Raw genomic sequence first — 13,178 nt, 5'->3', positions numbered from 1 at the left:
AGTCGCCGGAGAATGTGGGACAATGCCCACCACTTTGAGCCAACACCAGAATCATCATGACCGCCCCCAGCACGCCCAAGCCTCCACGCAAGAAGCCCAAAACCGCCGCCCCGGCCAAGCCCGTCGCGCCGCGTAAAGAGGCGACCCTGCACCCGCGCAACCGCCACACAGGCCGTTACGACTTCCCGGCGCTGATCAAGACCACGCCGGAACTGGCGAAATTCGTGATCATCAACCCGTACGGCAAGGAAAGTATCGACTTCGCCAGCCCGGATGCGGTGCGGGTGTTCAACCGAGCGCTGCTGAAAGCCTTCTATGGCATCCAGCACTGGGACATCCCGCAGGACTACCTGTGCCCACCGGTACCGGGGCGTGCGGACTACGTACACTTCCTGGCTGACCTGCTGGCCAGCACCAACGATGGCAAGATCCCGCGCGGTTCTATCGTCAAGGTGCTGGACATCGGCATGGGCGCCAACTGCGTCTACCCGCTGATTGGCTACATGGAATACCGCTGGAATTTCCTGGGCTCGGAAGTCGACCCTATCGCCGTGGCCGCCGCCAAGGCCATCGTGCAGTCCAATGACCTGAGCAAGGTCATCCAGCTGCGCCAGCAGAGCAATCCCAAGCAGATCCTGCTGGGCCTGCTGGAGCCGGGCGAGCGTTTTGACCTGACCATGTGCAACCCGCCGTTCCATGCGTCCATGGAGGAAGCGACCAAAGGCAGCGAACGCAAGTGGCGCGCCCTGGGCAAGGCCGATCCGAAGCGCAAGTTGCCGGTGCTGAACTTCGGCGGCCAATCGGCCGAGCTGTGGTGTGAAGGCGGTGAAGCGCGTTTTGTAACGCAACTGATCGCCGAGAGCGCGCATTTTGCCCACAAGGTGTTGTGGTTCAGCACCCTGGTGTCAAAAGCATCGAACTTGCCCGCCATCGAGACCGCCCTGAAAAAGGCCGGTGTCCTGGAAAGCCAGGTCGTGGAAATGTCCCAGGGCCAGAAACAAAGCCGATTTGTGGCGTGGACCTTCCAAACCAAAAACGAACAACAGATCTGGCGCCAGCGCTGGGTTCGCGACTGACAAATCGCAGGCAACAAAAAACCGTGCCCGGATCGCTCCGGAGCACGGTTTTTTTTGCTGCGTCTTACTTGTTAACAGCGTCGGTCAGGCCTTTGGCCACAACCAGCTTGATAACTTTCTTGGCAGCGATTTCGATGGCAGCGCCAGTCGAAGGGTTACGGCCAGTACGGGCAGGACGCTCGGTCACTTTCAGTTTGCCAACGCCTGGCAGAGTGATTTCGCCGCCGTTTTCCAGCTGGTCAGCAACAACTTGGCTCAGTTGGTCCAGCAGAGCGCGCACGGTGGTTTTCGGTGCGTCTACTGCTTCAGCCAGGTCAGCGATCAGTTGGTCTTTAGTAATAGCCATTGTGGTGTTCCTTCCCTATCAAATTCATATGGATTGCAGAGTGCAGTGTCAGCCGTCGAGCCCGACCGTCTAGGCCTGGCACCCCCGGCTATAACCACGGAGATCGGGGTTATAGATGCTTGAAACGGGGATTGGTTCGACCTGACAGATGCTGAATGCACGCTTATCGCCGAGACTTGGCGTAAGACGGGGCAAAACTAGCACAGAGACGGGGAAATATCCGCTTCTACCTACCCATTTGGTCAGCTTTATCGCTCTAAACCGTGAAAAAAAGGCATATGGCCCGTCGGACGGCGCCCAAAACACCCTTCGAAGCCCGTCTCGGCCAATGGTGCGGTACACTTGGCGACTTTTCGGGGAGGCCCACCGCTCCCCGCTCAACCAGCCGAGAAGCCTATGCCGATCCGTCATTGCATCGTCCACCTGATCGACAAAAAACCCGACGGCACACCTGCAGTTCTCCACGCCCGCGACTCCGAGCTTGCCGAGTCGGCCGCCATCGAGAACATGCTTGCCGACCTCAACGAGAGCTATAACGCCAAACAAGGCAAGGCCTGGGGTTTCTTCCATGCCGAATCCGGCGCGCACCCGTTCAGCGGCTGGTTGAAGGAGTATTTCGACGGTGGTCAGGATTTCACCACCTTCAGCCGTACGGCGGTCGAGCATCTGCAGAAGCTGATGGAGGAGTCCAACCTCTCCACCGGCGGCCATGTGCTGTTCGCCCACTACCAGCAAGGCATGACCGATTACCTGGCCATCGCCCTGCTGCACCACAGCGAAGGCGTGGCGGTGACCGACGAGCTGGACGTGACCCCGTCGCGCCACCTGGACCTCGGTCAATTGCACCTGGCGGCCCGCATCAACGTGTCCGAGTGGCAAAACAACAAGCAGTCCAAGCAGTACATCTCGTTTATCAAGGGCAAGAACGGCAAGAAGGTCTCGGAATACTTCCGCGACTTCATCGGCTGCCAGGAAGGCGTCGACGGCCCGGGCGAGACCCGTACCCTGCTCAAGGCCTTCAGTGACTTTGTCGAAAGCGAAGACCTGCCGGACGAATCCGCCCGCGAGAAAACCAAGACTTTGGTGGATTACGCCAGCAGCCAGGCCAAGCTCGGTGAACCGATGGGGCTGGAAGAATTGTCAGGGTTGATCGATGAAGATCGGCCTAAGGCGTTCTACGACCACATCCGCAACAAGGACTACGGCCTGTCGCCGGAAATCCCGGCGGACAAGCGCACCCTCAACCAGTTCCGCCGCTTCACCGGCCGTGCCGAAGGCTTGTCCATCAGCTTTGAAGCGCACCTGCTGGGCGACAAGATCGAGTACGACGAAGCTGCCGGCACCTTGATCATCAAGGGTCTGCCGACTCAACTGACTGATCAGCTCAAGCGCCGTAACTGATGCTCGGTGGGGTTTTCAAGAAAGTCCTGCTGGTGTTGCTGGTCGTGGTGGTGATCCAGAACTGGGGCAAGATCGAGCGGGTGTTCAACCCTTCACAGGTGGCGCCGGAGCAGGTACGTGCTTCAGCGCGTGTGGTGCTTTATGCCACCGAGTGGTGCGGTTACTGCAAGCAGATCCGCCGCTTTCTGGACCAGAAGGGTATCCCCTACCAGGCGTTCGATATAGAGAAGGACGCCCAGGCTCGCAATGCGTATGAGGCGTTGGGCGGGGGCGGGATTCCGTTTGTAGACGTGAACGGCACGCTGATCCGTGACTACGACCCGGAAGCGATCATGGCCGCTTTGAAATAAACCAACCTACTCAACGTCGGGATCAGGAAGTGGGTTTTCTGTTCAGATACGTGTGATTGTCCTGAGGGCTGCGAACATAGTAATTGTCGAATTCGCTACTTTCGACGAACTGAAAGCCATGCCGCGTATAAAAACGATTTGAAGCGCTTTCCCTGAGGGCACCCACCCGCAATGTCATGGCCGCAGAATCCGCCTCCATGAAGATGTGTCGAAGGACAACCGAACCGATCCCCACCCCCTGTGCGTTGGGCTTGATGTACAGGTGATCAAGCAACCACCCATCGTAATCAGGTTTAACGACCACGAAACCCACCCGCTGGCCGGAAACCTCGATATGGCGAGTGAAGGTGGCACTAAAGCCCTCACGAAAACGCTCTCGGGCGCGTACAGGGTCGAATCGGCCAATACGTTCAAGACTTTCACGCATGGCTTCAATCCGAAGGGCGACAAGCGCTTCGAAGTCGCTGGGTTGAGTCACGACAAGCGTGACCGAAGGGTTATCCGTGGCGGCAAACTGTAACTGCATCCTGAGCGCTCCATTTTTTATCCGGCGGCGCCCATCAAGGACCGCATTAAAAGCTCTGATGCGCCTAACGCACCACGATCATCCGCCCGAGCACGTGGTGCTGCTCAAAGCCAAGCACGGCCTGCAAGGCATTCAACACCGCCTGCGGGTCCTTGCTCGGGAAACTGCCGCTGACGCGCTTGGCGCCCATCGCTTCGTTGAGCAACAGGATGCGCCCTGGATAGTAACGCTCCAGGTCCTTGACCACGTCCGCCAACGGCGCCTTGTAGTAATTGAGCCAACCGTCGCGCCAGGCCAGGCGTGATTCGCTGTCCACCGCGTGCAGAGGGTCAGCAACGCCGTCTACGTAGGCCACTTGCTGTCCCGCCGTAAGAATTTGCTGCGCACCTTGCTTGGACGGCGTCACGCCAACCCGTCCGGACAACACCGTCACCTGAGCGCCTGCCGGTTGCAGGCGCACTTCGAATTGCGTCCCCAGCACCCGCGCTTCACCACTGCCCGCCTCCACCACAAAGGATTGCCCGGTGTGGGTCACGCTGAAAAAACCGGCGCCTCGACGCAGCTGGATGTGCCGTTCGCCATGGTTGAAATCCACGGCAATCGCACTGTCGGCATCGAGGGTGACTTGGGAATTATCCGCCAGCGTGACGGTTTTGACTTCGCCCGGCGCGGTCACGTAGTCGGCACCGAAGTCATCGATCCAGCGTGACGGCTGCCAGCCGGCGCCCGTGGACACCATCAACAGCAGGCACGCAGCCATCGCCAAGGCGCCGGACCAACGCGCCACCCGCGAGCGTTTCGGGGCGTTCATGGCATTGAGGTAGCCCTGCAACACCAACGCCTCTTCATCCGCCAGCTTGCGCGCTGGCACTTCGCTCAACTCCCACAACACCTGGGCCTGGGAATAGGCCTCGACGTGCGCCGGATCTGCCCGCAACCACTGGCTGAAAGTGGCCTGGTCGCCACTGCTGGGCTGGTCATGCAGCAGGCTCAACCAGGCCAGCGCGGCTTGTTCCTGGGCGGGCGTAGGAGTGACGTTCACGGTGCTTTCCCTGGCGATGGTTCGCGAAGGCTGGCTTTGCAGGCTTCGAGGGCACGCATCATATGTTTTTCCACGGCACTTTGGGACAGGCCCATGGACTTGGCGATTTCTGCGTACTTGCGGCCGTGGATGCGGTTGAGCAGGAAAATCTGCCGCGTACGCTCCGGCAGGCTGCGCAAGGCGGCTTCGACATGGCGCAAGTCATTGCCGGCTTCCAGTGCCGCCTGGGGTTCGGAACCTTGGTTGTCTTGCTGTTCAGGCAGCCAGCCTTCACTGCTGCGTACCCGCGCGCCTTCGCTGCGCAGGTGGTCGATGGCGATGTTGCCGGCGCAACGCAGCAGGTAAGTGCTGAGTTCTTCGACCTGTACCAGCGGCCGGCGCCAGAAACGCAGGAACAGGTCCTGCACCAGGTCGGCCGCCGTGGCGCGGCAGCCCACGCGGCGACTCACCAGGGCTTCCATCTGCGAACGCTAGGACAAGAACACCTGCAGGAAATGCGCACGTCCACCCGCCGCGTCAGCGTGCGGGCTGTCCTGGGACTCGGGTGGCGTGCTGATCATCATGACGGGCTCAGAAAGTGGCGAAGGCTGCAACGGGGCTGGCGAGCAGGCCGACACCCGCCAGGATCAAGGCCAGCCTTGGCCGGTACGGCAACAACAGCACCAGCAGCAATGCGCTGAGCATCAGCACGGCGCACCACTCCACCAGGCCCTGGCCCCAACCGGCGACATCCACTGCTGGCCAGATCGACACCACCAGCAACAACCAACCGATCACCCGCAAACCCAAGCGCCGACGAGGCGAGGGTTTGCTGTGCAGCAAGTCGCCGTGGTGACGGTCAGTGGACAGGCACAGTGCTGTGAATCCGGCGTAGCACATCAGCAGCGCGAGCAGCATTCAGTTCGCCTCCTGCTTCAGCGCCAGGGGGCGTGCGCGCTCTGCTTTAGGCGCAGGCGCGGTGCGACGCTGCATCTTCAAGGCGGCCCAGCCGAGGAAAACGCCACTGGCCAGACACGTCAAGTCAAAGCCAGCCATGGCCCAGTCGCCGGTTGCCAGCGAAACGCCCAGGTGATGCGAAGTCGTCAGTGCATTGAGCAGCGGGATCGCGATAAACAGCAACGCGCCGAAGCTCAGTTGCTCGACCCAGCCCTGGCGACCGCGACGCAGCATGGCGTGCAACAGGCTCAGCCCCCAGGCAATAAAGAAGGTTTGAACTTCCCAATCGGAACGCTCGGCAAAGCTCACCGGCAACAAACGGTTAGCCCAGAAAAACGCCGCAATGGCGATCATCAACCCGGACATGCTGGCGATGTTCAACACTTCCACCAAGCGCAACTCAAACGGCATGACCGCAGCCTTGGCATGTTTGAGCTGGCGCTTGCCGAGCCAGATCACCAGACCGGTGCCGATCATCGCCGTGCCCGCCAGGCCACAGATAAAGTACAACCAGCGCAACACCGGCCCAGCGAAGTGGCCCATGTGCAGGCCATAGAAAGTACCGCCGATGGCAGAAGGCAGCGACTGCCCACCACTGACCCGCACCAGCTCGCCGGTCGTGCCATTAAAAGAAACGGTGCTGCCGAAATCATGCACCACGCTGTCGGAACCCGCGCGGAACACATTGACCGAGGCGTTCACATCGCTGGGGTTATTCACGGCGACGCGCCCCACATGGCCACCGGCCCATTGCGCCCGCGCTTGCTCGTACATCGGCATCAGCGGCAGCAATGTGCCTGGCTGGCCCGTTGCCGGCGCGTTGTTGGTATTCGGGAACACTTCGCTGAAAAACGCTCGGGTGTCTCCGCCATAGGAAGCCAGGATCGGGGCCGGCATCACCATGCTCATGAAGATCACCAGGCTGCTGTAGGTGATCATCAGATGAAACGGCAACACCAGCACGCCGACCGCGTTGTGCCCGTCGAGCCAGGAGCGCTGGCCCTTGCGGGGGCGGAAGGTGAAGAAGTCCTTGAAGATTTTCTTGTGGGTGATGATGCCGGTGATCAAGGCGATGAACATCACCATCGCAGCGATAGTCGACAGCCAGCGGCCCCAGGGATGGGGCATTTGCAGTTGGAAGTGGAAACGATAGAAGAAATCGCCGCCCATGCTTTCACGGGCTTGCACGGCCTGGCCGGTGACGGGGTCGAGGGTTTTCTGGATGAAGTTGCCGCGTTTGCCGGGGTCGACCTTGTCTTGCCACATCACCGACAGGCCGGGGTCACGGCTGTCCGGCAGGGTGATAAACCAGCGTGCGGCGGTCGGCGCGACTTGCTGCAGATAGGTCTGGGCGACCGTCAGGCTGCGCGCGTCGTCCAAGGGGCGGGCCTGCACTTCAGGCTGCATCCAATGGCTGATCTCATCCTTGAAATACGCCAAGGTGCCCGTCAGGAAAATTGCAAACAGCAGCCAGCCAAAGATCAGCCCCGCCCACGTGTGCAGCCAGGCCATGGCCTGGCGAAAGCCCTCTTTCATGTGCGTGCCATCCAGAAGCCCACACCCGCCAGGGTGGCAAATACCGCGCTTGGCAGCATCACGCCAAACCAGGCGCGCGCGGCGCTGCGGCAAGCGAAACACCAGAGCACGGCCAGCAGGTAGAACACGAAAGAACTCATCATCCCAGTGATCACTGCGTCAGCGCGAGAAGTGGGTATCCACAGCGCCAGGCAGATACTGGCCAGGGAAGCCATCAGATAGCCGCCCACCACGGCAGCCAGCACGCGCGAGGTAACGGCGAGGCGATAGGAGACAGGCAGCGAGGTTTTGCTTTTCATGCGAGAGGCGCCAGGTTCATCAGGCCGCAATATTAATGATAAATATTCTCATAAGCAAAACAGAACGGATGAAAGACCTGCCCCGACGGATTGCCGAAGCCCGTCGCGGGCCCTACAATGCGAACAATTCTTGTTCTCTAAAGCATGGCGATGCTTGTGGAGTGTCCGCGTTGAGCCCGTCCAATACCGTCGAAGTGTTGTACAACGACCATCACCACTGGCTCACCGGCTGGTTGCGTCGCAAGCTCGGCTGCCCGGAAAGCGCTGCCGACCTGGCCCAGGACACCTTCATCCGCGTGCTCACCGCGCGGGAAACACCCACGCTGGTCGAGCCCCGCGCGTTCCTCACCACAGTCGCCAAGCGTGTGCTGTTCAACTTCTACCGCCGCCAGGACCTGGAGCGCGCCTACCTCGACGCCTTGGCGCAGATGCCCGAGCACGTGGCACCGTCGGAAGAAGAACGCGCAATCATCCTGCAAACCCTGGTGGAGTTGGACCAACTGCTCGATGGCCTGCCCGTCCAGGTCAAACGTGCGTTCCTGCTGGCCCAACTCGATGGCCTGACCTACGCGCAAATCGGCGCGGAACTGGGCATTTCCATCGCCACCGTCAAACGCCACCTGAGCAAAGCGGCTATGCGCTGCTACTTCGCCCTATGAACTTCTCCACCCAAGTCGCCGAACAAGCCGTGCACTGGCTGATGGAAATGCAGCAAGGCGCGCTCAACCCACGCCAGCAAGCCGCCTGGCAACAGTGGTTGAATGCCCACAGCGAACACCAGCGTGCCTGGGACCACATGCAGCGCGTTAACCAGCGCCTGCGCGGCATGCCGTCGCCCCTGGCCCATGCGGCGTTGAATGCGCCAACCTCCACCAGCCGTCGTCAGGCGCTGAAATTGCTGTTGATCCTCGGCGCCGGTTCCGCTGCCGCCTGGAGCCTTCGCCAACAGCATATTTTGCCGCCGCTAACCGCCGACTATCGCAGCCCCGTTGGCCAGCGACGCAAGGTGCAATTGGCCGATGGCAGCCAGTTACAGCTCAACACCGGCACCGCGGTGGATGTGCATTTCGATGGCCAGCAACGCCTGATCCGCCTGCTTGAAGGCGAGATCCTGCTGACCGGTATTGCAGGCAGCACACCATTGCAGGTGCTGACCGGCCAGGGCCTGCTCACCAGCCAGGCGGCGCGCATGAACGTGCGACAATTCAACGATCACACGCAATTGGCCGTGCTCGACGGCCGCGTCGACGTCATGCCCAATACCTACACCGGCCTGCCGCTGAGCGTCCAGGCCGCGCACCAGGTCAACTTCACCCGCAAAGGCTGGGACACCCCGCGCCCCACCGACGCCAACAGCGGCGCCTGGGCCGACGGCATGCTGGTTGCTGCCCACATGCGCCTGGAAGATTTCCTCGGCGAACTCGGCCGTTATCGCCGTGGCCAGGTCAATTGCGACCCACAGGTAGCCAACCTGCTGATCTCCGGCAGCTACCCGCTGGATGACAGCGAGCGCATTCTCGACCTGCTGGAAGTGAGCCTGCCGGTGAAGGTGCGGCGCTTTACCCGCTATTGGGTGACCGTGCAGGCACGCGCCTGAAATTAATTCAAAAAACAGTGAGCCGTTTTCCACCCCTCGCGTGACAGAGAAGGAAAGCCACCTTGATCCTTCCTTCTCAGGACCGCTCTTCATGCCCCAGCAACCGACGCTTCTTGCCCGCACCTTGCGCCAACTCCTACTCGGCGTCAGCCTCAGTCTGACCGTGCTGCCCCCGGTGATGGCGGCCGACGCCAAGCCCTATCACATCGCCCCGATGTCGCTGGAAGCTGCACTGAACCAGTTTGGCCGCGAAGCCGGCGTGTTGATCTCCTTCGGTTCCGAAGTGACAGCGGGTATGCAGAGCCGTGGCTTGTCCGGCAACTACGGCGCTGCGGACGGCCTGCAAAAAATGCTGGAAGGCACCGGCCTGCAAGCCCGTGCCGAAGGCGACAATGCCTACAGCCTGCAACCGGCCACGGCACCGGCCAGCATTGAGTTGGGCACCTCCAGCGTGGTCGGCGACTGGCTGGGCGACGCGGCGCAGACCAATGTGTTCGAACACCCCGGCGCCCGCGATGTGATCCGCCGCGAAGAATTCGAACGCCAGGGTGCCACTCAGGCCAAGGACGTGCTCAACCGCATTCCCGGCGTCAACGCCCCGGACAACAACGGCACCGGCAGCCATGACATGGCACTGAACTTCGGCATTCGTGGCCTCAACCCACGCCTGGCGTCGCGCTCCACCGTGCTGATGGATGGCATCCCGGTGCCGTTCGCGCCCTACGGCCAGCCGCAACTATCCTTTGCGCCGATCAGCATGGGCAACATGGACGCGGTCGACGTAGTGCGCGGCGGCGGTGCGGTGCGCTACGGCCCGCAGAACGTCGGCGGCGTGGTCAACTTCGTGACCCGCGCGATCCCGGATACACCCACGGTCAAAGGCGGCCTGCAGACCGAAACCAGCCCATCTTCCAGCCACGACGGCTTCAAGACCACCGGCAACTTGCTGGCCGGCGGTACGGCTGACAACGGCCTGGGCGGTGCGATTCTGTACTCCGGCACCCGTGGCGGCGACTGGCGCGAAAACAGCAACACGCGCATCGACGACCTGATCCTCAAGGGCAAATACCAACTGGATGACGCCAACAGCTTCAACGCCATGGCGCAGTACTACGAAGGCCAGGCCGATATGCCGGGGGGCTTGAACGTCGCGGACTACAAGGCGGATCCCTACCAGTCCACCCGCCCCTACGACAAATTCTGGGGCCGCCGTACGATGTTCAACGTCGGCTATCGCTATGAGCAGGATCGCCGCGAGTTCACCGTGAACAGCTTCTTCACCAAGACCTTGCGCAGCGGTTACCTGGACCAGGGCACGTTCCTTTCCCTGTCCCCGCGCGAATACTGGGTGCGTGGCATCGAGACCCGCTTCGCCCAAGGTTTTGACCTGGGCCCGACCAGCCACGAAGTCGGCGTCGGCTACCGCTACATCAACGAGGCCCGGCCACGAACTGCGCTACCGCACGCCGATTGCTGCCAACCAGCAGATCCCCACCACCGACAGCCGCAACGACCGCGACACCCGTGGCGGCACCGAAGCCAATGCGTTCTTCATTGATGACCGGATCGATATCGGCAAGTGGACCATCACGCCGGGCGTTCGCTACGAGATGATCGAGTCCCAGCAGACCAACAACCTGACCAACGTCAAATACAAAGGCGACTACAACACCGCGCTGCCGGCACTGAACGTGCTGTACCACCTCAGCGACAGCTGGAACCTCTACGCCAACACCGAAGGTTCGTTCGGCAGCGTGCAGTACAGCCAGATGCCGAACCGTGTGACCAGCGGCGAAGTGAAACCGGAAAAAGCCCGTACCTGGGAACTCGGTACCCGCTACGACGACGGCACCTTGCGTGCGGAAATCGGCGCATTCCTGATCAACTTCGACAACCAGTACGAAAGCAACCAAACCAACGACTCGGTGATTGCCCGTGGCGAAACCCGCCACCAGGGTATCGAGAGCAGCGTCAACTACGCGCTCGACGGTTTGAGCCCGGCGCTGTCTGGCTTCGATGTGTACGCCACTTACGCCTACGTCGACGCGACCATCCGCGAAGACGGCCCGAACAAAGGCAATCGCGTGCCCTTCTCGTCCAAGCACAAAGGCACCCTTGGCGTGGGCTACACCGAAGGCCGCTGGAAGCTCAACCTGGACAGCAGCTACCAGAGCAGCCAGTTCGCCGACAACGCCAACACCGAGAAGGAAACCGCCAACGGCGCCAACGGACGCATCCCTGGCTACATGCTGTTCAGCAGCCGCGCGGCCTATGACTTCGGCCCGCAACTGTCGGATTTGAATGTGGCAGTGGGTGTGAAAAACATCTTCAACACCCAGTATTTCACCCGCTCGTTCGACGATAACAACAAGGGTAAATACGTCGGCGAACCCCGCACGGTCTACGTGCAGACCTCCATTGCGTTCTAACGCCACTCAAACGAAAACGGGCCTGCAAATGCAGGCCCGTTTTTAGTGGAGCGTGAGAAAGCTATCAGCCGTTGAACACGGCGCGTTCTTTTTCCAGAAACTCCTGCTCAAGCTCATCTTCGTTGACTTTGGTGGTCGGCTGGTTTTTCCCGGCAGCGCGTGGCTTGCCTTGCAGTTTGCCGAACAAATGCTCCAACGCATGGTCCAGCTTGGTCGCCGCACCGTCGATCGCCTGTTCCAGGGTATCGGCTTTGTGCAGCACGGACAGCGGTTGATGGCCTTTTGGCCGCGCTTCCAGGCGGCAACTTAAATCGTGGGGACCGGGCTTGTCGCCGTTCTCATCCCGCAGGTAGACCTCCACTCGGGTCAGGTCTTCTTCGTAACGTTCGAGCGTGCTCTCAATGGTCGTACGTACCCACTCCTCCAGTCGGATGCTGCTTTCAATATGGTTATCGCTATTGACTTGGATTTGCATAGTTCTTCCCTTATTTCAGCTAGCTCGCGAGAGGTCACAACTGCAACACCGGGTCGGTGAAACCATGACCTCTTGATTACACAATTGAGCAGTCAGCAGAACAATTCAACCCCTTTGCAAAGATAAATCCCACATTACAAATTAAGTCTGACTACGAGCAAAAACGCTGTTAGGGTGGGGAGTTAGTTACATCTTCTTACGGCCCGCCAACCTCACAATTGCCCCTCTCCCAACGGGTGCAATCCACGGAAAATCCCTGCTTCCTCAACCAACCAATCGTGCACCGCGCGTACGCCCGGATGGCTCAGTGCGCCTGGCGCATAGAGCAACACGTAACGTTTGTGGTTAGGCACGGCCAGGCCGAAGGGCACGATCAAGGTGCCACGCTCCAGCTCATCGTTGAGCAAGGTGCGCCGCGCAATGGCCACGCCCATGCCGGCGATGGCGGCTTCGATGGTCAGGTGGTTACGGTTGAAGGTGTGCCCGCGCCGTACGTCGGCGTCGTGATAGCCGATAGCATTCAGGTAAAACTCCCACTCGGCGTACTCATAACTCCCACGCCAGGCGGTGATGTCGTGCAGCAGTGGGAAATGCACCAGGTCAGCGGGGCCATGCAGCGGTGGCCGGCCGCGCAGCAGGCTCGGGGCGCAAACGGGGAAAATCTGTTCGTCCAGCAAGGCTGTGGACAACAGGCCAGGGTAGCTGCCGTCGTTCAAGTCGATGGCCAGGTCGAAGTCGCCCTCATGCAGGGCGATGCTGCTGTCCTCTGCGACCATGCGCAGCTGGATATCCGGGAAGCGCTGCTGCAAACGCGGCAGGCGCGGGGTCAGCCACTTGCCGAGAAACGATGGGATCGAGCGCAGGCGCAGGGTGCCGCTGATCATCCCCGCGTCCAGGCGCTGCAACTCCGCGTCGATGCTGCCGTAGGCCTCCCCTACCGTTGTCGCCAGTCGCTGCCCTTCGGCACTCAGCTCCACCCCACGCGCGCGCCGATGAAACAAGCGGAAACCCAATCGCTCCTCCAACTGACGGATCTGCTGGCTCACCGCGCCCGGCGTGATGTGCAGTTCCTCGGCGCAGCGGGTGAACGACAAATGCCGCGCAGCACAGGAAAACACGTGCAACCAGACGTAAGTCTGGCCATGAAGGGGCCGGGGCATAGCGT

13 protein-coding genes and 2 pseudogenes are annotated in these 13,178 nt (G+C 60.9%); 6 read left to right on the top strand and 9 right to left on the bottom strand.

The features are described from left to right. Positions 1 to 56 precede the first annotated feature (56 nt). Positions 57 to 1,076, top strand: coding sequence for a 23S rRNA (adenine(1618)-N(6))-methyltransferase RlmF (gene rlmF, locus AYR47_RS12550; RefSeq protein WP_033902456.1), 1,020 nt, complete (start codon positions 57 to 59; stop codon positions 1,074 to 1,076). A 64-nt stretch (positions 1,077 to 1,140) separates the two neighbouring features. Here the strand turns inward: rlmF and AYR47_RS12545 are convergent, their stop codons facing one another. Continuing rightward, positions 1,141 to 1,422 carry an HU family DNA-binding protein gene (locus tag AYR47_RS12545; protein WP_003188840.1) on the bottom strand — a complete coding sequence of 94 codons (282 nt, stop codon included), beginning with the start codon at positions 1,420 to 1,422 and terminating at the stop codon, positions 1,141 to 1,143. 396 nt (positions 1,423 to 1,818) lie between these two features. Here AYR47_RS12545 and yejK point away from each other — a divergent pair, with 396 nt between their 5' ends. After that, positions 1,819 to 2,823 (top strand): nucleoid-associated protein YejK, encoded by a 1,005-nt coding sequence (gene yejK, locus AYR47_RS12540; protein WP_010212893.1) that lies wholly within the window; start codon positions 1,819 to 1,821, stop codon positions 2,821 to 2,823. Continuing rightward, complete coding sequence (locus tag AYR47_RS12535; RefSeq protein WP_061435426.1) at positions 2,823 to 3,173, top strand: glutaredoxin family protein; 351 nt, start codon at positions 2,823 to 2,825, stop codon at positions 3,171 to 3,173. Before yejK ends, AYR47_RS12535 begins: the two co-directional genes overlap by 1 nt. A 22-nt stretch (positions 3,174 to 3,195) precedes the next feature. Here AYR47_RS12535 and AYR47_RS12530 read toward each other — a convergent pair whose 3' ends face one another. The 6 genes and pseudogenes from AYR47_RS12530 to AYR47_RS12505 all read right to left on the bottom strand — a co-directional run bounded on the left by AYR47_RS12530 (position 3,196) and on the right by AYR47_RS12505 (position 7,512). Beyond that, complete coding sequence (locus tag AYR47_RS12530) at positions 3,196 to 3,699, bottom strand: GNAT family N-acetyltransferase (RefSeq protein WP_061435425.1); 504 nt, start codon at positions 3,697 to 3,699, stop codon at positions 3,196 to 3,198. Between the two features lie 64 nt (positions 3,700 to 3,763). Next, a complete protein-coding gene (locus AYR47_RS12525; protein WP_061435423.1) occupies positions 3,764 to 4,741 on the bottom strand; it encodes a FecR family protein in 978 nt (325 codons plus the stop codon). After that, positions 4,738 to 5,304, bottom strand: a pseudogene (locus tag AYR47_RS12520) (RNA polymerase sigma factor). The gene AYR47_RS12525 and the pseudogene AYR47_RS12520 overlap by 4 nt, the downstream one beginning before the upstream one ends. 7 nt (positions 5,305 to 5,311) lie before the next feature. Beyond that, positions 5,312 to 5,638 (bottom strand): DUF3325 domain-containing protein, encoded by a 327-nt coding sequence (locus tag AYR47_RS12515; protein WP_061435419.1) that lies wholly within the window; start codon positions 5,636 to 5,638, stop codon positions 5,312 to 5,314. Next, entirely contained in the window at positions 5,639 to 7,213 is a 1,575-nt protein-coding gene (locus AYR47_RS12510; RefSeq protein WP_061435417.1) for a PepSY-associated TM helix domain-containing protein, read from the bottom strand. Continuing rightward, positions 7,210 to 7,512, bottom strand: coding sequence for a DUF3649 domain-containing protein (locus AYR47_RS12505; RefSeq protein WP_033902462.1), 303 nt, complete (start codon positions 7,510 to 7,512; stop codon positions 7,210 to 7,212). The genes AYR47_RS12510 and AYR47_RS12505 overlap by 4 nt, the downstream gene beginning before the upstream one ends. Before the next feature lie 170 nt (positions 7,513 to 7,682). Between AYR47_RS12505 and AYR47_RS12500 the strand changes: the two genes are divergently transcribed. The 3 genes and pseudogenes from AYR47_RS12500 to fecA all read left to right on the top strand — a co-directional run bounded on the left by AYR47_RS12500 (position 7,683) and on the right by fecA (position 11,538). Further along, positions 7,683 to 8,171, top strand: a complete 489-nt coding sequence (locus AYR47_RS12500) for a sigma-70 family RNA polymerase sigma factor (protein WP_033902504.1) — start codon at positions 7,683 to 7,685, stop codon at positions 8,169 to 8,171. After that, positions 8,168 to 9,109 (top strand): FecR domain-containing protein, encoded by a 942-nt coding sequence (locus AYR47_RS12495; protein WP_033902463.1) that lies wholly within the window; start codon positions 8,168 to 8,170, stop codon positions 9,107 to 9,109. The genes AYR47_RS12500 and AYR47_RS12495 overlap by 4 nt, the downstream gene beginning before the upstream one ends. A 91-nt stretch (positions 9,110 to 9,200) precedes the next feature. Further along, positions 9,201 to 11,538 (top strand): annotated as a pseudogene (gene fecA, locus AYR47_RS12490) (TonB-dependent Fe(3+) dicitrate receptor FecA). A gap of 64 nt (positions 11,539 to 11,602) precedes the next feature. Here fecA and AYR47_RS12485 read toward each other — a convergent pair. Together AYR47_RS12485 and AYR47_RS12480 are read right to left on the bottom strand one after the other, a co-directional pair. Further along, positions 11,603 to 12,013 carry an HPF/RaiA family ribosome-associated protein gene (locus AYR47_RS12485; RefSeq protein ID WP_016978251.1) on the bottom strand — a complete coding sequence of 137 codons (411 nt, stop codon included), beginning with the start codon at positions 12,011 to 12,013 and terminating at the stop codon, positions 11,603 to 11,605. A 212-nt stretch (positions 12,014 to 12,225) separates the two neighbouring features. Continuing rightward, the gene (locus tag AYR47_RS12480; RefSeq protein ID WP_061435415.1) at positions 12,226 to 13,173 is read right to left on the bottom strand and encodes a LysR substrate-binding domain-containing protein; all 948 of its coding nucleotides are present in this window, start codon (positions 13,171 to 13,173) and stop codon (positions 12,226 to 12,228) included. Positions 13,174 to 13,178 lie beyond the last annotated feature (5 nt).

It is taken from the genome of Pseudomonas azotoformans (assembly GCF_001579805.1).
In the GTDB taxonomy this organism is placed as follows: domain Bacteria; phylum Pseudomonadota; class Gammaproteobacteria; order Pseudomonadales; family Pseudomonadaceae; genus Aquipseudomonas; species Aquipseudomonas azotoformans_A.
The sequence above is the reverse complement of the archived record's forward strand: the minus strand, read 5'-3'. Positions and strand labels throughout refer to the sequence as shown.

Bases quoted from the DNA above. Each gene is read 5' to 3' on its own strand.
- AYR47_RS12535 (WP_061435426.1), top strand. From the start codon at position 2,823: ATGCTCGGTGGGGTTTTCAAGAAAGTCCTGCTGGTGTTGCTGGTCGTG.
- AYR47_RS12515 (WP_061435419.1), bottom strand. From the start codon at position 5,638: ATGCTGCTCGCGCTGCTGATGTGCTACGCCGGATTCACAGCACTGTGC.
- AYR47_RS12530 (WP_061435425.1), bottom strand. From the start codon at position 3,699: ATGCAGTTACAGTTTGCCGCCACGGATAACCCTTCGGTCACGCTTGTC.
- AYR47_RS12480 (WP_061435415.1), bottom strand. From the start codon at position 13,173: ATGCCCCGGCCCCTTCATGGCCAGACTTACGTCTGGTTGCACGTGTTT.
- AYR47_RS12495 (WP_033902463.1), top strand. From the start codon at position 8,168: ATGAACTTCTCCACCCAAGTCGCCGAACAAGCCGTGCACTGGCTGATG.
- AYR47_RS12545 (WP_003188840.1), bottom strand. From the start codon at position 1,422: ATGGCTATTACTAAAGACCAACTGATCGCTGACCTGGCTGAAGCAGTA.
- yejK (WP_010212893.1), top strand. From the start codon at position 1,819: ATGCCGATCCGTCATTGCATCGTCCACCTGATCGACAAAAAACCCGAC.
- rlmF (WP_033902456.1), top strand. From the start codon at position 57: ATGACCGCCCCCAGCACGCCCAAGCCTCCACGCAAGAAGCCCAAAACC.
- AYR47_RS12505 (WP_033902462.1), bottom strand. From the start codon at position 7,512: ATGAAAAGCAAAACCTCGCTGCCTGTCTCCTATCGCCTCGCCGTTACC.
- AYR47_RS12510 (WP_061435417.1), bottom strand. From the start codon at position 7,213: ATGAAAGAGGGCTTTCGCCAGGCCATGGCCTGGCTGCACACGTGGGCG.
- AYR47_RS12485 (WP_016978251.1), bottom strand. From the start codon at position 12,013: ATGCAAATCCAAGTCAATAGCGATAACCATATTGAAAGCAGCATCCGA.